The organism is Sinorhizobium glycinis, from assembly GCF_001651865.1.
Taxonomy (GTDB): Bacteria; Pseudomonadota; Alphaproteobacteria; order Rhizobiales; family Rhizobiaceae; genus Sinorhizobium; species Sinorhizobium glycinis.
Genome location: NZ_LPUX01000053.1, coordinates 1250376 through 1268340, shown reverse-complemented (window position 1 = coordinate 1268340; position 17965 = coordinate 1250376). Strand labels below are relative to the sequence as shown.

At 60.6% G+C, this 17965-nt stretch carries 17 protein-coding genes and 1 tRNA gene; 9 read left to right on the top strand and 9 right to left on the bottom strand.

Annotation, left to right across the window (positions count from 1 at the left end):
• Positions 1-21: 21 nt before the first annotated feature.
• On the top strand, positions 22-1728 hold the full coding sequence (gene rpsA, locus AU381_RS10795) for a 30S ribosomal protein S1 (RefSeq protein ID WP_064241694.1): 1707 nt from the start codon (positions 22-24) through the stop codon (positions 1726-1728).
• 125 nt (positions 1729-1853) lie between these two features.
• Here the strand turns inward: rpsA and AU381_RS10790 are convergent, their stop codons facing one another.
• A complete protein-coding gene (locus AU381_RS10790) occupies positions 1854-3434 on the bottom strand; it encodes a hypothetical protein (RefSeq protein WP_064241693.1) in 1581 nt (526 codons plus the stop codon).
• A gap of 410 nt (positions 3435-3844) precedes the next feature.
• Here AU381_RS10790 and AU381_RS10785 point away from each other — a divergent pair, with 410 nt between their 5' ends.
• On the top strand, positions 3845-4174 hold the full coding sequence (locus tag AU381_RS10785; protein WP_064241909.1) for a DUF6665 family protein: 330 nt from the start codon (positions 3845-3847) through the stop codon (positions 4172-4174).
• A gap of 99 nt (positions 4175-4273) precedes the next feature.
• On the opposite strand, the gene AU381_RS10780 is transcribed toward AU381_RS10785, so the two are convergent.
• A complete protein-coding gene (locus tag AU381_RS10780; RefSeq protein ID WP_064241908.1) occupies positions 4274-4717 on the bottom strand; it encodes a hypothetical protein in 444 nt (147 codons plus the stop codon).
• Between the two features lie 337 nt (positions 4718-5054).
• On the opposite strand from AU381_RS10780, the gene AU381_RS10775 reads away from it, so the two are divergent.
• Together AU381_RS10775 and AU381_RS10770 are read left to right on the top strand one after the other, a co-directional pair.
• Positions 5055-5139, top strand: a tRNA-Leu gene (locus AU381_RS10775).
• 191 nt (positions 5140-5330) lie between these two features.
• Entirely contained in the window at positions 5331-6974 is a 1644-nt protein-coding gene (locus tag AU381_RS10770) for a site-specific integrase (protein ID WP_156528568.1), read from the top strand.
• 30 nt (positions 6975-7004) lie between these two features.
• Here AU381_RS10770 and AU381_RS10765 read toward each other — a convergent pair whose 3' ends face one another.
• Positions 7005-7748, bottom strand: a complete 744-nt coding sequence (locus AU381_RS10765; RefSeq protein WP_064241691.1) for a hypothetical protein — start codon at positions 7746-7748, stop codon at positions 7005-7007.
• An 83-nt stretch (positions 7749-7831) separates the two neighbouring features.
• Here AU381_RS10765 and AU381_RS10760 point away from each other — a divergent pair, with 83 nt between their 5' ends.
• The 3 genes from AU381_RS10760 to AU381_RS10750 all read left to right on the top strand — a co-directional run bounded on the left by AU381_RS10760 (position 7832) and on the right by AU381_RS10750 (position 10369).
• On the top strand, positions 7832-8920 hold the full coding sequence (locus AU381_RS10760) for an MBL fold metallo-hydrolase (RefSeq protein WP_064241690.1): 1089 nt from the start codon (positions 7832-7834) through the stop codon (positions 8918-8920).
• Positions 8921-9248: 328 nt separating this feature from the next.
• Complete coding sequence (locus tag AU381_RS10755; RefSeq protein ID WP_064241689.1) at positions 9249-9917, top strand: recombinase family protein; 669 nt, start codon at positions 9249-9251, stop codon at positions 9915-9917.
• Positions 9918-10114: 197 nt separating this feature from the next.
• Positions 10115-10369, top strand: coding sequence for a hypothetical protein (locus AU381_RS10750; RefSeq protein ID WP_064241688.1), 255 nt, complete (start codon positions 10115-10117; stop codon positions 10367-10369).
• Between the two features lie 1411 nt (positions 10370-11780).
• Here the strand turns inward: AU381_RS10750 and AU381_RS10740 are convergent.
• Genes AU381_RS10740 through AU381_RS29645 form a run of 3 tightly spaced genes read right to left on the bottom strand, consistent with a single transcriptional unit; the run spans position 11781 to position 13135 of the window.
• A complete protein-coding gene (locus tag AU381_RS10740) occupies positions 11781-12134 on the bottom strand; it encodes a hypothetical protein (RefSeq protein WP_064241686.1) in 354 nt (117 codons plus the stop codon).
• Complete coding sequence (locus tag AU381_RS10735) at positions 12135-12809, bottom strand: hypothetical protein (RefSeq protein WP_156528567.1); 675 nt, start codon at positions 12807-12809, stop codon at positions 12135-12137.
• Positions 12809-13135, bottom strand: coding sequence for a hypothetical protein (locus AU381_RS29645; RefSeq protein ID WP_199275321.1), 327 nt, complete (start codon positions 13133-13135; stop codon positions 12809-12811). Before AU381_RS29645 ends, AU381_RS10735 begins: the two co-directional genes overlap by 1 nt.
• Before the next feature lie 575 nt (positions 13136-13710).
• Here AU381_RS29645 and AU381_RS10725 point away from each other — a divergent pair.
• The gene (locus AU381_RS10725; RefSeq protein ID WP_064241683.1) at positions 13711-13911 is read left to right on the top strand and encodes a hypothetical protein; all 201 of its coding nucleotides are present in this window, start codon (positions 13711-13713) and stop codon (positions 13909-13911) included.
• Positions 13912-13913: 2 nt separating this feature from the next.
• Complete coding sequence (locus AU381_RS10720; RefSeq protein WP_064241682.1) at positions 13914-14243, top strand: hypothetical protein; 330 nt, start codon at positions 13914-13916, stop codon at positions 14241-14243.
• A 222-nt stretch (positions 14244-14465) separates the two neighbouring features.
• On the opposite strand, the gene AU381_RS10715 is transcribed toward AU381_RS10720, so the two are convergent.
• The 3 genes from AU381_RS10715 to AU381_RS10705 form a co-directional block, all read right to left on the bottom strand.
• Positions 14466-16424, bottom strand: a complete 1959-nt coding sequence (locus tag AU381_RS10715) for an adenylate/guanylate cyclase domain-containing protein (protein WP_064241681.1) — start codon at positions 16422-16424, stop codon at positions 14466-14468.
• A gap of 95 nt (positions 16425-16519) precedes the next feature.
• A complete protein-coding gene (locus AU381_RS10710) occupies positions 16520-17551 on the bottom strand; it encodes a hydroxyacid dehydrogenase (RefSeq protein ID WP_064241680.1) in 1032 nt (343 codons plus the stop codon).
• 40 nt (positions 17552-17591) lie between these two features.
• A complete protein-coding gene (locus tag AU381_RS10705; RefSeq protein WP_064241679.1) occupies positions 17592-17921 on the bottom strand; it encodes a hypothetical protein in 330 nt (109 codons plus the stop codon).
• Between the last annotated feature and the right edge of the window lie 44 nt (positions 17922-17965).

Below are 17965 nucleotides of genomic sequence, written 5' to 3'. Positions count from 1 at the left end.
GGAGATGCAGCAGGAGATTATATGTCTGCAACCACCCCCACCCGTGATGATTTCGCCGCACTTCTCGAAGAGTCCTTCGCCAAGACGGACCTCGCCGAAGGCTATGTCGCCAAGGGCGTCATCACGGCGATCGAAAAGGACGTCGCCATCGTCGACGTCGGTCTGAAGGTCGAAGGCCGCGTGCCGCTGAAGGAATTCGGCGCCAAGGCCAAGGACGGCTCGCTCAAGGTCGGCGACGAAGTCGAGGTCTATGTCGAGCGTATCGAAAACGCGCTCGGCGAAGCCGTTCTGTCGCGCGAGAAGGCTCGCCGCGAAGAGAGCTGGATGCGCCTGGAAGTGAAGTTCGAAGCCGGCGAACGCGTCGAAGGCATCATCTTCAACCAGGTCAAGGGCGGCTTCACCGTCGATCTCGACGGCGCTGTAGCCTTCCTGCCGCGTTCGCAGGTCGACATCCGTCCGATCCGCGACGTAACCCCGCTGATGCACAACCCGCAGCCCTTCGAAATCCTCAAGATGGACAAGCGCCGCGGCAATATCGTCGTTTCGCGCCGCACGGTTCTCGAAGAGTCGCGCGCCGAGCAGCGTTCTGAAATCGTTCAGAACCTCGAGGAAGGCCAGGTTGTCGAAGGTGTCGTCAAGAACATCACCGATTACGGTGCGTTCGTCGACCTCGGCGGCATCGACGGCTTGCTGCACGTCACCGACATGGCATGGCGTCGCGTCAACCATCCGTCGGAGATCCTGAGCATCGGCCAGCAGGTCAAGGTTCAGATCATCCGCATCAACCAGGAAACCCACCGCATCTCGCTCGGCATGAAGCAGCTCGAGTCCGATCCGTGGGATGGCATCGGTGCGAAGTATCCGGTCGGCAAGAAGATCACCGGTACGGTCACGAACATCACCGACTACGGTGCGTTCGTCGAGCTGGAGCCGGGCATCGAAGGCCTGATCCACATCTCCGAAATGTCCTGGACCAAGAAGAACGTCCACCCCGGCAAGATCCTGTCGACTAGCCAGGAAGTCGACGTGGTCGTTCTCGAAGTCGATCCGACCAAGCGCCGCATCTCCCTCGGCCTCAAGCAGACGCTCGAGAACCCGTGGCAGGCATTCGCGCATAGCCATCCGGCCGGCACCGAAGTCGAAGGCGAAGTCAAGAACAAGACCGAATTCGGCCTGTTCATCGGCCTCGACGGCGATGTCGACGGCATGGTCCACCTCTCCGACCTCGACTGGAACCGTCCGGGCGAGCAGGTCATCGAGGAATACAACAAGGGCGATGTCGTCCGTGCTGTCGTTCTCGATGTGGACGTCGAGAAGGAGCGCATCTCGCTCGGCATCAAGCAGCTCGGCAAGGATGCGGTCGGCGAAGCTGCCGCTTCCGGCGAACTGCGCAAGAACGCCGTCGTTTCGGCCGAAGTCATCGGCGTCAACGATGGCGGCATCGAAGTGAAGCTCGTCAACCACGAAGACATCACCTCGTTCATCCGCCGCGCCGATCTGTCGCGTGACCGTGACGAACAGCGTCCGGAGCGCTTCTCGGTTGGTCAGGTTGTCGACGCCCGCGTCACCAACTTCTCCAAGAAGGACCGCAAGATCCAGCTGTCGATCAAGGCTCTGGAAATCGCGGAAGAGAAGGAAGCGGTCGCTCAGTTCGGCTCGTCCGACTCGGGCGCCTCGCTCGGCGACATCCTGGGTGCAGCACTGAAGAACCGTCAGAGCAACGAGTAATCGCTGCCAGGCCTGAAATGATGAGCCCGCGGAGAGCGATCTCCGCGGGCTTTTTCGTGGCGAGGCCGAGACGGCCAGGGGGCCGGCATTGAACCGCCCCAAAAGCGTGCCGTCAGGATAGGCGCCTAACCCAGCCCGCCGAGCTTGCTGTAGAGGTCATAGGAATCGCTCGCCTCCGGGTCGTCCGCATCGTCGCCGCCTCCTTCGGGATCCTGTCCTTCCTTCTCCTCTTTCCGATCCTCCGGATCCGTGCCGGCCCCGCCCTGGTTGTCATCGCGGCGGGAACGGTCGGCCGTGTCGCGCCCGTCATCCGCTTCCTCCTGCGCCGGCAGATAGGGCACCATTGCGAAGGGAATGATTTCCGGGAGCCCGCCTTCGACGAGGAGGGCGATCGCCTGTCGCATGGCGACGTCCTCGCCGGCCGGCGCTCGCCGTTCCACGACAGGCGTTCCGGCGGAGGGCCTCTCCGTCTTTTCCGAGGCGATCGGTTCGGCGATGGGCTGGGAGTCCGCCGCAGCGTTGTCCCGCCGCGCGCCGTCCGGCCCAGGCGCGGCCGGCGCCGACCGAGTCGGCACGGGCTCCCGTTCGGCGCCCCTGGGCACCCGCACCCGCCGGTCTTCAGCCATGATGTCGGGCAGGTCGAGGCTGCCTTGTAGCAGCAGCTCGGCGGCGTCGGCGAGCGAGGGCTCCGGGAATGCCTCACGCACCACCGCGGCTTGGGCCGGCAGCCGCCTGTCTCCGCCTGCGCGCGTCGGCCCATAGGTTCCGTCCGTCTCGAATGCGTCCGCGTCCCGGGCAGAACCTAGCATCGTCGCCGTTTCCGCTTCGCCGAAAGTCTGGTCCGGCCCGTTGTCGGGCATCTCGGCCGACTGTTGGGGGCCGGCCGCTTCGCCGCCTTCGAAACCAGCCGGCAAGGCTTCGTCTCCTGCCGCAGCTGTAGCACCGACACTATCGGAGGTGTCCGGCAATGCCGGCGGCATCGCCTCGGCCGCCTCGACGCCGTCCTCAGCAGCCCTGACGGAGGCCGTCGTAGCCGCAACATCGCCGTTGCCGGGCGGCGATTGCGCGGGTTGCGTGACTCGGTCCTGCGCCCGCTGCGGCGCCGCACGGGTCGGCTCGCCGGGCTCGGTCGCCTGCGACGTGTCATGAAGCGTCAGCTCGGCGGCGTCCCCATCGTCCGCGCCATAGGTTTTCCTCAGCATTGCCTGGAGCAGCGCCAGGTCGCTAGGCGGGGGCGTCTGGGCGGCACCAAGGTGCTGGGCCACCGGCAACTGCAGCGGCAGGTTCCGTATGCCCGTATGACCGGCGGGCAGGGGTACGGTGGAGACCGCTCCCGTCGATGGTCCGCCTCGGGTCAGGGCCGCGAGGCGTCGCGCGAGGCTGCCGCCGCCAAGCTGCTTCTCGATCACCAGCCGTTCCGGCAGCGGCAAGGATTCCACGGCCTCGACCAGACGCCGGGTAAAGGCGCGGCCGGTCTCCTGCGGCAAGGGCGAAAATTTGAGAACGCGGGCAATATCCTCCATGAGCCGCACCAGCGCGTCGCGCGGAAGAACCTCCTTGCCGGAAAGGTGACGGCCGAGCATGTCGAGCAGCTTCTGGATCGCCTCGGTGCGCGGGCCGGAAGGCAGCAAGACGCGCCGGACGATCTGGACGGCGTCGTCGCCCGGCGCGCTTGCGTTCCTGATCGTGCCAATCGGTATCGGCATCCTCGTCTCCAATTGCGTACGGCGGCGCCATGCGGAACCGCGCTCGCCATCGAACGTCTTGCTGCTGGAGGGCGCTTCATGCGCGTAGCGGCCGATGGGCGGGCCCGCCGCGGCCTCGCCGCCGGCATGGGACCTACAGCGCCGCGCGTCATAGCGGACGCGCGAAGGCCGCTGTAACACTTTGAATGCTGCATGTTTTGTCCTTAAGTCGGCTCCAAGGAAACATGCAGAATGCATGATCATAAAAACTAGGGCAAAGAAGTTTATGAAGCGTTAACCATAGAGACCGTGACGGCGCCGGAACACTCTGCAGGGTGCGGCACGAAGCCGGTATGCGCCTGATGTTCGCCCTCTTGCGGGAAGGCACCTCCCGGGCCATCCTGCCGGGACGAGCCCTGATGGAGGTACCGATGACATTCCGTCCGCCGCAGTCGCTGCGCCGTTTCGATGCCGGAAGCGGCGTGAACGTCCTCGAATACGAACTCATGGCCGAACGCGCCGATGCCTTGGGGCGCCACGGCCTCAAGGTCGAGAAAGCGATCGCTGCCCTGAACGGCTTCGACCCGCAAAAAGGCCAGCCGGAGGAACGCGAGCGGCTTCTCGACGAGGCGGCCGACGCCGTCTGGGCCTTCTTCATCCAGCGCGAAATCTGCGGCCTGCGCGACAGCCGCGATGCGGTGCGCCGCTACGGCATCCCGAAGGAGGTCATGGCGCGGCTCGGGATTGTCAGAAAGCGATAGCCCGAACTCTCGCAATGCCGCTTGCGGCAGTCTTCCGCGACGCGGCCTTCAAAAATCGGGAGGCCCGGCGAAAGCCGCCGCGCCTCATCGAGCGAGCCCTTACCAGCCCCGGCCGAAGCCCCCATAAAAGCCAGGCCGGTAGTACCGCGGGCCATAATAGCGGTACGGATAGTAACCCCCGTAATACCGGTAGGGATAGTAGCCGGGATAGTAGCCCGGGCCGTAATAGCGGGTCCCGTAATAATACCGGTTGCCGTAATAATAGCGCGGATAGTACCCGACGCCCGGTCCGAAGTAGAAGCTGATGCCGGACCGGCGATAGCCGTGATGGTAACCCGGCCAGCCACCGTAGTAGCCGCCCCGCCAGCGCGGGTAATAGCCCCGACCATAATATCCACGGTGGGTCACGTTCTGGATGTCTGCGGGGGCCTTGATCTCTATGTCGAGCGCCGGACGCGGCATGGCCTGGACAGGCGCGACAGGGGGGATCATGGAGGCGGCCGCCAGCGCGCAGCTCATAACGAAATTTCGAAATCCCGTCATCTTCATCTCACTTTCCGAAAGGCGTGCTTTCTGGTTCTTGTCCCTCCTCCTAGACTCTTGTTTGGGTGGCCTTTTTCCCTGACGTCGGGGCGCGAGCACGTACTCGGACGCCGGATTCCGCGCCGATCAGCCGTCCGAGGAAGCATGCGCCTCTTCGATGCTCATGTCACCGAAATTCTTGCCGCATCTTTGAGGGGTTGGAACGCGTCGGCCCGATCGGAGGAAGGCCGGGCACAACGAGGCGCCGCCGCCCCGCAGTGCTTTTTCGCGTCCGGGCGTGAAAACTTCAAAATGCCTGTTGACACTTCGTCCCCGGCCTTTTACATGCCGGTCCGTCGCCCAGATGGCGGAATTGGTAGACGCGCAGGTTTCAGGTACCTGTGCCGCGAGGCGTGGAGGTTCGAGTCCTCTTCTGGGCACCATTTCCCTTTGAACGTGTTGTAAACGTTCAACTAACTGATTTTGCATGATCTTCGCTCACCCGAGTGCTACACACGGGTGACACACATGCGCATCAGAATGGCATCCCCCATGCTCCGCAAAGGTTCGACAGTCCTCCAGTTCAGGCAGCGCATTCCACGCGATGTCCTCGACAGGGCCAGGGGGGTGTGCTTTGGCAATTCCTGTGGGCGACGAGGTCCTCCACACGATTGTCGGTCCCGCAGCTCAGGAAGTCACGGGCTCTCTGCGCACTCGCGATCCTCATGAGGCGAAGGCGCGGAAGTCAGTCGTCCTTGCATACCTCAACGACATCTGGCGGTCACTTCGTGAAGGCCCGAAGCGGCTGACCCAAAAGCAGATCGTCGCGTTGGCTGGCGAAGCCTATCGCGAGCTTGTTTCGTCGTTCGACGATAATCCCGGTTCGCCCGAGACATGGAAGCAGCTCGTCCTGCTACAGATCAAGGGCATGGCTCAGGATGCGCGGGAGCGGTGGTTTGGCCCTGCTGTTGACCCGATCTTGGCGAAACATCGGCTTGTCGTCGATAGTGACAGCCGCTCCGCTCTTATAGCTGCCGTTGGCGTGTCGCTGTCTCAGGCTTCGGTTCGCCTCGCGCAGAACGCCGGGGGCGACTATAGCCCTGACACGGTCGTATCTCGTTTCCCGCCGCTGGAATTGAACAGGCAACCCAACCCGACGCCCCCGTCAGCAGATGTCACGACCGGTGACGGCGGACCGACCATCCGCGAAATGTCTGAGAAAAAGCTGGCGATGAAAGGTAAGGGACACGCTACGACCGAGGCGACCGAGACGGCATTGCGGCTATTCGAAAGCTTTCACGGTCAAAAGCCTATGGCAGCCATCAGCCGCAGGGAAGTAGCTGATTGGATAGAGCTTCTGCAGCGCAAACCCACGCAACCTGATAAAGACCACCGCAGCCTCGGCTTGCGTGAACTGGTCACGGCATATGCAGAACGTTCCGACGTACCGAGACTTTCTGGCAAGAGCATCAACGGGCATGTCGGCCATCTCAACTCCATTTGGACGTGGGCGAGACAGCGGGGACACATTGACCGATCTCTTGATAATCCGTTCAGTGAGCAGCGTGTCGAAGAGAGGGCGCCAGCAGCCGACGAGGGGTTCACTCCCGCCCAACTGCAAGCCATCTTCAATCTACCGGTCTTTACGCAGGGAACGCGCCCCCTCGGGGGCAGAGGAGAAGCGTCATTCTGGGTGCCGCTCTTGCTCTTGACGTACGGCAATCGCCCAGAGGAGATTTGTCAGCTTCTCGTCAGCGACGTGTTCTTCGACGATGAAGAGAAAGCATGGTGCCTACGGATCACCGACGAGGGTACCCATCCCATGAAAGGCGCCAGAAACATAAAGGCCGATGGGAACCCCTTGGTCAGGCGAACCCTGCCGGTCGCCAAGCGGCTGTTGGACCTTGGTTTCGCGGAGTACGTCGAGAGCCTCAAAAAGGCGGGGGAGTTGGCGCTATTTCCCAAGCTGACCACAAAAGGAAAGCGCCGCTATCTGCACTCCAGCTTCGCGGCGTGGTGGGGCAAGTATCTCCGCGAGAACGGCGCCATTCCTGAGGCCGGTAACAAGCCCCTGCGTGGCTTTCGCGATGCTTGGACTACCGCCGCAGCACGTAGCGGTTTAACCGAGGAAGAGCGAGAGTGGATACAAGGGCATTACATCGGCAAAGGAAAGACGAGCAACCGACGCTATGGTGTGCGGGACTTTGGAGCCAAGATCGACGCGGTCTCCTACAAGGGCCTTGATTTGTCGCGGCTACGGGGGCGAAAGCTTCCTTAGCGTCATGGCCTATCTGATGTCGGACATCCCTCAAACTGGTGCGGCATACTTCGTTTCGGGTGCATCAAGTTTGTCACATGCCAGAAGTAACTGTCGCGCATATCGTTTTGACGCCTCTCTCATTCGCGCATCCGACACGCCAAACAGGACGTATACGAAATGGAGAACGCTTACCGTCAAAACATATGGAAGCGAAGCAGTGGCATCGTTGAACCACTGTATGTATCCATAAAGTATAAGAAGGCAGGTCAGGCTTACTGCTAAGTTCATCATGAGGGCGATCCACTTTAGACCGAGCAGATTTCGGAAGTATCCGTATGTAATATTCTCATCATATATGATGCGATACTGAGTAGTGTCTCGTGTGGCTTCACGCAACCATGTAGCAGCTTCATTGTAGAATTGCCTCGCGCCCAGGGGGTCAGAAGTGGCTTGCTCCATCGTTGGATAAGGCCGCCGCAATTGCTTGCTTAGGAAAGACAGATACCTCAGCTTTGCCTCGTCGCTGAAGGTTCGATCGCTATAGTAGATTGGATCGAACGTTGGCCAACCGCCGTTGTCACGGTAGACGCGATTTTGAACCCTACGCCCCGCTTCGCGGGAAACGTTTGAAAGCGCGAACAGCACCACAACAAGTCCAATGGTCGCCCAGAGTTGGGTCGCATCGAAAGAGCGGAGATCGAGGACTGCGACGAGGAGCGCTATTGCTGGTGCCACTGTGATGATCGCGGGGGCGAGCCTCGCTTTGACTGTGTATAAGTCGAAATGTTCCACGCTCGGCCTCGCTCACTGGTTGATTTCGCGCAGGATGCTCGCAAGCTTAGTCCAAGCTATCACTGATTTGGGGCGAGTCGTAAATGGCCGACTTCTATGAGTTAGACTTCTTGGCAGTGGAGACGCAGAAGAGTGGCGATGCAATTTCCCTTCGCTACTCCCTGAATGGCCAAGAGTTCATACACGTTATTGATGGTGGTTTTGCGGAGACTGGGGAGCGCTTGGTTACCCACATCCGAGATCACTACGGCAGTCCGAGTTATATCGATCACGTCGTGGCGACACATCCAGATGGTGATCATACAGTCGGGCTTCGGTCCGTTCTCGAAGCTTTCGACGTCGGTGCACTCTGGATGCTCAGGCCGTGGCACTACGTTGATTTGTTAATGCCAGGATTTCCAACCTACAAAAGCAGGTCGGCACTCGTAAGCAAGTTGCGTGAGTTATATCCTAATCTTGCTGCTCTCGAAGACATCGCTATTGATCGCGGCATCCCGATCTATGAGCCGCTCCAGGGTGCCACCATCGGTGTCTTCACAGTCCTCGCCCCTTCCCTTAATCATTTCTTGCAGTGTGTATGGGAGTCGGATCGCACACCAGAAACCTCGATGGGCGAGAAGGCGTCGGCGTTCACGGGATTGGCTTCACTTGTTCTCGAAGCAGCTAAGAGAGCCATAAACTACACGCTCGCTTCGTGGGGGCTGGAGGCGTTCTCGCCCGAGTCGAGCAGCCGTGAGAATGAAATGAGTGTCGTTCAATACGGGGTGCTGTGTGACCAACGGATTTTGTTAACTGCCGATGCCGGAAGAGACGGGCTAACCGAAGCACTGGATTATGCTCCTAATGCAGGCGTTTCATTCCCCGGAGTAGACAAGTTTCAGGTCCCCCACCACGGCTCGCGCCGAAACCTCAGTTCGGAAATCTGCGACCGCATCCTTGGGCCGAAGCTACCGGCGAAAGCCGAAGCCTCTCTCTTTAACGCTTACATCAGGTCCGCCAAAGCTGACCCGGACCATCCTCGAAAGGTTGTCATTCGCGCCTGTATCCACCGTGGCGGCAACGTCTACATGACAGAAGGCCAATCAATTGTGACAGGAGTAAATCGCCCGACGCGCACAGGTTGGACGAGCCTCGTAGCGGCGGACTATCCACATGAGCAGGAAGAGGCGTAGCTGTAAGCTAATGCTCTGAGGCGGCCTTACGCTGGCTTCTGATGTGTCAATAGGGAGGGGCCGGATGTTTATCGAAAAAATGTCCGGCACCCAATCAGATTAGCGGATGGGCGCGTTCCCCCCCGGTACCCCCTCCGATCTGTCACATCTCGGCAGCAATTCTCTCCTCCGCCCGTACCGCTTGTCCAATTCAGCGCGACGAAGTCGGAGCACACGCAGCGATGTACTCGGCGGGGTTTCCTCTGATCGCGTGCCGGTTTACACGCACAACGAACGTTGACATTTGATAATGGCGCTGACATGCTCCCTCCAACACAGGAGATCGGACATGCAGCAATACGTCATCTACACCCGAGTGAGCACCGAGGATCAGGGCCGTAGTGGTCTTGGGCTGGAGGCTCAGGAGCGGGACATCGCCATCTTCCTCGACAAGTTCTCCGACATACCCTTCGAGATCATCGGGGAGTTCCGTGACGTGCAGTCGGGAGCAGACAGTGAACGCCCTGAGCTGGCCAAGGCGTTGGAACTGGTGCGCAAGACGGGGGCTGAGCTGCTGGTTGCCAAGCTGGACCGGCTGAGCCGTAAGGTCTCCTTCATCGCCACGCTGATGGACGACAAGAGGGTGAAGCTCCGGGTCGCGCAGATGCCCCAAGCGGACAAGTTCCAGCTCCACATCTACGCGGCGTTAGCGGAACAGGAGCGGACGTTCATTTCCGAGCGGACCAAGGCGGCGCTTAAGGCTGCCAAGGGACGAGGCGTCCGTCTCGGTGGTCTCCGCGACAAGACGATGAAGCGCAACGAAGCGATCCAGCAGAAGGCGGATGCCGAAGCAGCCAAGGTCATGAAGATTGTCGGGCCGTTGAGAGCGTCGGGGCAGACCCTGAGCGCTATCGCTGAGACGTTGGACAGCATGAACATTCCGACATCCCGGGGCGGCAAGTGGACGCCGACGCAAGTGTCGAGGGTCTTGGATCGGGTCTCTTCTCGGTCCTCATAGCGGATAGCCGTACTCTGTTGCGGTAGGGGCTTTCCAGAGGCGGGAACGTCTTCCTGCCATCACCATAGCCGCAACCGCAGAATGCGCTCAGGAGGCCGCTACGGTGCCATGGCGCGGGGCCGAATAGGGACAACAGGAGCAACTTCTTCTCGATCTTGCGCCCCACCATCCCATCGACGCCGCGAAAGGAAATCACCATGGCACACACCGAGGCCAAACAATCACGACCAGTCCGATATTTCGCGGTGACATACTTCGACGGGGAGGAGGTCTTGAGCGGTGGCCGTCAGTCTGTCTTCCGCTCGAAACGACTGTGCCGCGCCAAGCGGATTGCTCGGTCAAACATGCCACTCGATGCCGACCGGATGGAGCTTGTCGAGATCAACGGCGCAGACTTCGACGAGCGCCGGGAAGCCCGACGACAGTGCTCTGGCGAATTGGGGCAACAGTAGGTCTACCCCGGGTTCCTCTATGGTTATAGCTAAGGCATCCACCCAGATGGACCGGGGTTCCTGACCAAAGCTCCCTGAGAGAAGAGGGATGGACCATTCCATCTCCTCCCCATGACCATAGCGTAACCGCAGTGAACCACGGTCTACACCTGCGGTACCGCCTTAGGCTGGCACTGTGGCTCCCCTCTCGCAGGTGATCTCCGTGGCACCCACGTGGAAGCATTCCATCGCTCACACCGAGGTCCCGCCTGTAATGAGGAGGATCAGCGATCTCCTCCAGCCCTATAGGTCAACCGGAGTTGCGCTGTCTGTCTTCGCCCTGGGCGATCTGTGAGGCATCCGTGACAGGCTCCGTCACCCCCACTGCAGCGCCACACGGACAACGTTTGGGGTAGCGAACACAGACTCCTCCGGTCTCCGGTGCCAACGTCCAGCCAAACCCCCGGCGTTCGTAATTCGCCCCCACCGCATCACAAAGAATGCCGGTCTCTGGGCGCTCCGGCAGTGCGCCACTTCACCTTCACCATCATCACCAACAGGAAAGGTATCCTGCGTTGATCCCAGCGGTTCTCACCGCCATGCACACCATTGAGCTGATCGGCTCTTACGTCGCCCGTCATGTCGAAAGCGGCCTCACAGTCGATCTCACCTCCCGTCGAAACCGCAGTACGACCAAGGGGCCAATCTCTCCGTTGTGTCGGAAGCTCGTTGACCTCGGGCATGATCCCAGTGGAACGGTACGTGTCATTCGCAAGGCGCTCGACAAGGAGGGACACATCCCCGTCTTTCAGCGCGACCGTACGCTCAAGACTTGGGCTGACGTCGATTGCGTCGAGAGCGAAACACGGTCGGTACGTGTCCAGAAATACCGCCCACTCCCTGCTGCGGTAGAGGCATTTCAGAGGGGCTAGCGCCTTCGGACGGCAACCGTAGCCAGAAGACCATGAAGCGCTTCCTTGGCGGGGACTGGCGGCAATAAGCTGGCTCCCCTCCCGAGGCCAACTGTTGGCGCTGGATCAGTTTGTTTGCCCTCTTGGCGACTGCATCGGTGTTGTTTGCGGTCCCTCATTGCCGGGTTCTAGCCGAAGGAGACGAGCAAGGATTTCGTCTCGGGTAGGGTTCGACTGTAGGGTAGCCAAGGGGTGTCTCAGGCCAAAGCCTTCAAGGATGGCATGTTGTCAGAGAGGCCGTTGATTAGCCGCAGCGATGCCGAGCCTCTCACATGAACGAACTGAAACTCACCGCCGTCAACAACAAAGCCCGGCCCCCCCGACACCAGTTCCTCATCTGCGGCGCAACGAGGATCGAAGAGTTTCGGGCTGCCAAACTATGGTCGGAGGCTCTCCACGGGCTCCCCGAGGCCCTAAGAGCGACGGGCATAACCAATTTGACTGCAACCCCGTCGGTTCCATTAAAGAGGTGGCCCCAAAACGTCTTCGCGCTGTAACGGGGATTGCTGTGCCAGTTGAGCCTTCAGGTCGGGCTGTTCCTCTCTCGGAAAGAAGGCTTCGTTAATCGCGGTGAGCTGATTGATGAGTACACTCAACCCTTGGTGGTCAAGACATAAACGTAAGTCGCCACTGCAAATCAGGGAGCCGTTGGATGAAATCCCTGTTTCACTGTACAATGTAACGACAACATTGCTGCCGCTGCGGAACGCATGAGCAGCGCCGTTGACCATTAGTGGCTTAAGTACTGAAAAGTCCCCGTAAAGAACCGCTCTTCCTCGGCCTTCTATCTCAAAATCAATGATTTTCGACTGCATCTATTTGCCCATCAACTTTGACGTTCCCCTAATGTAACTGGTCACATCCTTTGTTTCGAGCAGTCGCTTCCTCAGCTCATCGCTCATTTCTTGTTTTCTCAGTGCAATGGAGGAGGCGGGGTCGTCGGTCTCGAAACACAGATCAAACCACGGCTGCCCCCGCTTGAGGATGATGTCTTCGTCGGGGTTGAGCCATTCCACCGCCCAAGAAAGCGGTCTGGGCCAATTGTGTATAGGAAACCGTCCTTCAATCAATCGGAAGCCAGTCTGCCTACCTATTAGCTCTCTAGGAAACGCTTGATTGAGGTAACAGGGCGTTTCACTGGTGAATACATAAGGGGCTGTTATCTGGAAAACCGGATGCTCATGAGATGCCCACTGCTCTCTCGGGCTCCAAACGAACTGTTTACGAAGCTTTTCAATCGTAATTGAGGATTGCGACAGCACCGGCCGAACTTCCGGTCGATCTTTTGTTCCTGTAAAACGCAGTCGAAGGTCGTACGGCGCGTCGACGGTATAAGTCCGACTAAGTCTGGATAGAACCGCCGGACACGACATAACACCGCTGCGCCGGTCATTGTTTTTGTTGGTTTTGATTTGGCTTCTAGGGTCGAAATAGATGGCGCTGGCCTCTACTTCCAGCAGAAGCCAACCAATTTTTACCACCGCCGACATTAGTTGCAGTAGGTTTGATTGCCGTAAGTCGAGCAGCTCGATCCGTTGCTGCCGTAACTATGATTGCCATAGGTGGAAAAACTCGATCCATCACTTCCGTAAACCTGGTTGCCATAGCTCGAGAAGCTGGATCCGTCATTCCCGTACACCTGATTACCGTACTGGGAATAGCTGGAACCGTCATTTCCATAAACGTGGTTGCCATATTGGGAGTAGCTGGAACCATCGCTCCCATACATGTGGTTTCCATATTGGCTGTACGTCTGTGCGTCCGCGGAAGCGGCTCCCAGTACCCCAGCAGCAATTGCAACAATCCCTAGTTTCATTAGCCCCTCCATTACATCCACGTTGGACATGCATGAAGCAAGAGGTAAACACTAGTTTTATCTCGGTCAAATGTATTCGTTGCTCAGAAATTCCGAGCCATCGAGAACACCGTGTCACGTCTACATGGCCTACTGCCGTGGCCACCTCGATTGACCGAGGCTGGTCGCGAGGTGCTGCCCAACTTCGGCAACCCGGCAGACATCCACGGCGAGGAGCATGTGGTCTCCGAACTCCGCGCGGCTGGGGCGATGACCGAGGACGAACGGAAGCAACGTACGCGTCTTCGCTGTGCATAAGCCTATGGTGTGGAAAGATTTCTTGGGCACCATGAACGTTTCCACTCAGGCAACTGTCCCGCTGCCAGAAGTATTTCCTTGGCCGTCCGCAGCCTGAACTCTCGGCGCTTCTGCGGATTGGGCCGGTTCTTCAAATATTTGCCTCAGTGGAGCCATTGCCGCGGTGCAATCATCTCGTTGGTTTTGCTTCAATATTCTCTGTTGACGGTGGTTCGTCGCTTTCATAGAGGCGGAACGGGGATCGACCCAATGTGATTTGCGAATAGGGAGACGACGCAATGCTCATCAAGATCGGCGGCTTCGAAATGGAAGTCTCGCGTGGCGGTATGTTCCTCGGCATCAACCTCGGGAAGCGCTGGCGTTACCAAACATTCCGCACATGGACGGCAACTGGGCTGAGTGCATCAGATTGGATAGACCGCACCCCGAATAGCGTGGCCGATAGTAAGGCCGTCGAGGCGGGTCGCCGGGGTTTCTGAGGATGCGGAAGAAGATCACGAAGCCCCTACAGCGGGTTCAACCTGTGTCGCCCCGCAAGTTCAACAACCTCCAATCCCCCGGCGTCCCAGTCCAGTACGACACAGTCTACGGGTACTTCTCCAGAAGGTTTCCTGACGTGTTCGACCGGCTCGACGATCCCATCACCTACCTTAGCAACGATATTGAGGCTTTGGTCATCCGGTCGTTCGACATGGGCCGCATCTGCAAGATCGTCGAAGCTCCCAAAGCCCTGAGGGAAAGAGGTGTGGAGAGGGTGTTGGCATTCCCGCACGTCGTACTGGTTCGACACTACCGTCCACGGACGGAGTAAGGCAAGGAGCTACGAGGGAACTTGCGCGGCACCCCACAAGAGTGCTACACAAGGTGCAAACGGTGAGCGGAAAAATCGTGTAATTTCAATAGGGAAGAGGTCTAATTGCCCAGTCCTCTTCTGGGCACCATTTCCCTTCAGAAATGCAGAAAAAGCCCGGATTGCCGGGCTTTTTGCATTTTCCGGACGTGATCGGGGCGGGCTGAGCTTGAGCATGAACGTTTACGCCGCCGTTCCCGTCTGCTCGCCCGCCTGCTGCTCGGCGATCGCGGCGGCCGCCAGGACCTCGTAGATTTCCAAAGCACCGGCTCGCCCCTTTGCCTGGGCGAGGCCGAGCGGGCGGAAGGCGATGACGTCTCCGCATTGCGCCACCACGGCGCCGCTCGCCAGGATCGTCGTGCCGTAGTCCTTGTTCATCCCCTCGAGCCGCGAGGCGACGTTCACCGTGTCGCCCATGGCGGTATATTGCAGGCGTTCCTTGGCGCCGACACTGCCGACGACGGCCGGGCCGGTATGGATGCCGAAGCGGGTGCGAAACTCCGGCAGCCCTTTCTCCCGCTGTTTCGCGTTGAAGGCGGCGAGCCGCTCTTCGACGGCCAGCGCGCAGCGACAGGCGTGTTCGGCATGCCGCGGGTCGGCGACCGGCGCGTTCCACATGGCAAAGACCGAATCGCCCAGAAACTGGATGATCGTGCCGTCATGCGCGGCAACCACTTCGCTGAAGATGTCGAAATATTCCGACAGCATCGCGACCACCGCCTCCGGCGAGTGGTGTTCGCTGATGGCGGTGAAGTCGTAGATATCGGTGAACAGCGCCGTCACCTCCTGGCGCCAGCCGGCGCGGCCGGTGAACTGCCCCGACTCGATGCCCTTGCGCACCAGCTCCCGCGGCACATAGAGCGCGAAGGTGAAGATCGCATCGCGCGCCCTGTTCATCGCGCCGTTGAGGGTCGAGATTTCCGTCACATGCGAGGGCACGTCGATCGGCGTGGTGAAATCGAGATCCTGCAGCCGGTTGGCGCTGGCGGTGAGCTGGTTCAGCGACTTGGTGATCAGATGCGCGAGCACCAGCGAGAAAAGCACGGCAAGCACCACCACCGAACCCGAGACGGCAAGGCCCTGGACGAGCGTCTCGTTGGCGGCCGCCATCAACTCGTCGAGCGGCGCCGCGACGACGATCCGGTGGCCGGACAGAAGCACTGCCGACTGGAGCGCCGTCACCATCACCAGATAGGTGCGATCGCCGACGTCGACAAAGCTCACCTTGCCCGGTGTCGGCGGGTTACGCCGAATGCTCTCGACGAGCGGGTCGGTTTCAGGCACCGCAACCGGCGCGGTGCTGTCCTTGGTGGCGAGGATGCGTTTCATCGCCACCGGATCGGAATGGATGATGGGCCTTCCGACGGCGTCGAGAACCAGGGACACGGAGTCGTCCGTCAGGCGTTCGCGAGACAGGAAGTCGGTGATCGTGTCCAATACGACATCGGCGCCGATGACGATCTTCGGGTTGCCGCGATGGGCCTGCGAAATGGTCATGCCGAGCTTGTTCGTCGTTGCCATCTCGTAAGGGCCAATCGCCATCGGCGCCTTTCCGTTGACGGCCGCGCGATACCAGGGGCGCATCCGCGGATCATAGCCGGCCGGGGGCACCCGGCGCTCGGCGAACTGCAGGCCGCTTGCGTCGAGGAAGAGGACCCGGTCGAGCCGCTTTCCCTGATCGTCCCGTTCCATCGAGCGGACGGCGAGCGTCGCCCCCCGCGGTGCGTCGAGCGCCATCCGCCAGGCCGCGGACCGAAGATCGACGACGTGGAAGAAGGCGCCGCTCGGATAGCCGACATAGACGCCGTCGATATGGGGCGAGCGGATGATGCCTTCGCGCAGCACCGCCACCTTGTCGTTCATGCGCTCCGGCGGCGGCAGCAGAAACGCATTGGCGACGGATGCGACGAGGCTGACCAGCGCGGACGTGTCGCCGGACAGCATGCCGAGCCGATCGACGAGGCGGTCGACGAAAGCCCCCATGTTGGCCTCGGCATTCGCGATCGCCGCGTTGCGGGCGCGGCGGTAGTCGAGACCTACGAGAGTGGCGGAGACGACGACGAGGATCGCGACCATGACGAGGCTCAGCAGCGACCGGAGCGTCCAGGTCTCGGGACGCTTTTTCTCCTCTGAGCCGCGCATGTTTCCGTGCCCCTATGCGGATTGGCCGAATGATCTTTGCAAGATAGCGGGGATTTGCAATAGGGCTGTTTGTCGCCCTTGTCAGCAGGTCCGCATCAATTGACGCTGACCGGCCGGGATCGCATCCGCGCCACCGTCTCGCGTTCCGCCCGCTTGCAGCGCATTGGCGGCAGATTGCGGTCCATCAATTCCATGTCCTCGAGCACCATCTTGCCCATCTTCTTGAAGGCCGGATCGAGCGCGCCGGCCCGGTGCGCCGAGCGCAGGAAGCCGGGAAGCCGGCGGACCGGATGGTCGAGCGGCAGCGGTTCTTCCGGGAAGACGTCGCTTGCCGCGACGATCCGGCCGGCTTCGACCGCGGCGATCAGCGCATCGAAATCGACGACGCCGGCGCGGCTCAGGAGGATGAAGGCAGCTCCGTGGCGCATTTTCGAGAAGGCCTCGGCACCGAGAAAACCCTCGTTCTCGCTGGTGACCGCGGCGACGACGAAGACGAAATCGCTGCTCGAAAGCACCGTCTCGATCGATGCCGGCTCGACCCCGGCTTCGGTGAGAATGGAGCCGGGCAGCCAGGGATCATAGACGCGGATCCTGGCACGAAATCCGGAAAGCACCCGGTTCAAGGCCTTGCCGAGATCGCCGAAGCCGATGATGCCGATCTCGGAACCGGAGAGGAGCCGCGCCGAGCGGTTGCCTTCGCCGCCCCAGAGCTCGCGCCCCTCGCGGAAGGCGAGATCGGCGTCGACAATGCCGCGGGCGAGATTGAGCGCCATGGCGAGCCCCAGCTCCGCCACCGGCTCGGCGAACACCTGCCCGGTCGTGACGACGTGAATGCCGCGGCGGAACAGCACCTCGTAGGGCATGTTGTCGAGGAGATTGCTCTCGACATTGAGGATGGCGCGCAGCCGCGGCATGCGCGCGAGCGTTGCCTCGTCGAGCGGCGGTTGGCCGATGACGTAGCGGACCTCGGCAAGCGTTGCGTCGCCGAGGCTGGCGATGTTTTCCGGGTCGGCTTCAATGAGGCGATACCGCCTGTTGAGTTCGTCCAGCGCTTTCCGGCTGAAGATCAGCTCGAGCGTACGGGGCGCCGGCGCGCTGATGACAAGCGGTCGGTTCGTCTCTGGCATCCTGTTCCTCCATTCTTTGGTCGGCAAAACCTCGCCGCACTCAATAGTTCAAACCCCGCTTCTGCCGTTCGAGCGACGGCGGCAGCCGCCCGCTCTGGAAGACCGGCCCGTCGCCCTTGCGGCAGCGGTAGATCGTGTCGTAGCGGGGGCGGCCATGGGAGGGCTCGAAGGGCCCGTAGCGGTCGATGAAGACCTGCTCGCACACCGTGCTCTCGCCGTCCTGCAGCGGATTCAATGGCTGCACGCCGGGAAGGTCCTGAAAGCTCTGAGCCAGTTGCGGAGGCGCCTCGTCCGCCAGGCCGGCATTGGCCGAGAAGCTCAGCATCAAGGCGGACAGGAAAAGCGACAGCGTGGAACGGAACGAAGTCATGCCTGCGAACTTTCGGGAGGGCGGCGGCGAAACGCCGACTGAGT

Excerpts from the sequence above, each read along its gene's own strand:
- AU381_RS10735 (WP_156528567.1), bottom strand. The coding sequence starts at position 12,809 with ATGTCGGCGGTGGTAAAAATTGGTTGGCTTCTGCTGGAAGTAGAGGCC.
- AU381_RS10705 (WP_064241679.1), bottom strand. The coding sequence starts at position 17,921 with ATGACTTCGTTCCGTTCCACGCTGTCGCTTTTCCTGTCCGCCTTGATG.
- AU381_RS10780 (WP_064241908.1), bottom strand. The coding sequence starts at position 4,717 with ATGACGGGATTTCGAAATTTCGTTATGAGCTGCGCGCTGGCGGCCGCC.
- AU381_RS10720 (WP_064241682.1), top strand. The coding sequence starts at position 13,914 with ATGCGGAAGAAGATCACGAAGCCCCTACAGCGGGTTCAACCTGTGTCG.
- AU381_RS10715 (WP_064241681.1), bottom strand. The coding sequence starts at position 16,424 with ATGCGCGGCTCAGAGGAGAAAAAGCGTCCCGAGACCTGGACGCTCCGG.
- AU381_RS10740 (WP_064241686.1), bottom strand. The coding sequence starts at position 12,134 with ATGCAGTCGAAAATCATTGATTTTGAGATAGAAGGCCGAGGAAGAGCG.
- AU381_RS29645 (WP_199275321.1), bottom strand. The coding sequence starts at position 13,135 with ATGAAACTAGGGATTGTTGCAATTGCTGCTGGGGTACTGGGAGCCGCT.
- AU381_RS10760 (WP_064241690.1), top strand. The coding sequence starts at position 7,832 with ATGGCCGACTTCTATGAGTTAGACTTCTTGGCAGTGGAGACGCAGAAG.
- AU381_RS10750 (WP_064241688.1), top strand. The coding sequence starts at position 10,115 with ATGGCACACACCGAGGCCAAACAATCACGACCAGTCCGATATTTCGCG.
- AU381_RS10785 (WP_064241909.1), top strand. The coding sequence starts at position 3,845 with ATGACATTCCGTCCGCCGCAGTCGCTGCGCCGTTTCGATGCCGGAAGC.
- AU381_RS10725 (WP_064241683.1), top strand. The coding sequence starts at position 13,711 with ATGCTCATCAAGATCGGCGGCTTCGAAATGGAAGTCTCGCGTGGCGGT.
- AU381_RS10710 (WP_064241680.1), bottom strand. The coding sequence starts at position 17,551 with ATGCCAGAGACGAACCGACCGCTTGTCATCAGCGCGCCGGCGCCCCGT.
- AU381_RS10790 (WP_064241693.1), bottom strand. The coding sequence starts at position 3,434 with ATGCCGATACCGATTGGCACGATCAGGAACGCAAGCGCGCCGGGCGAC.
- AU381_RS10755 (WP_064241689.1), top strand. The coding sequence starts at position 9,249 with ATGCAGCAATACGTCATCTACACCCGAGTGAGCACCGAGGATCAGGGC.
- rpsA (WP_064241694.1), top strand. The coding sequence starts at position 22 with ATGTCTGCAACCACCCCCACCCGTGATGATTTCGCCGCACTTCTCGAA.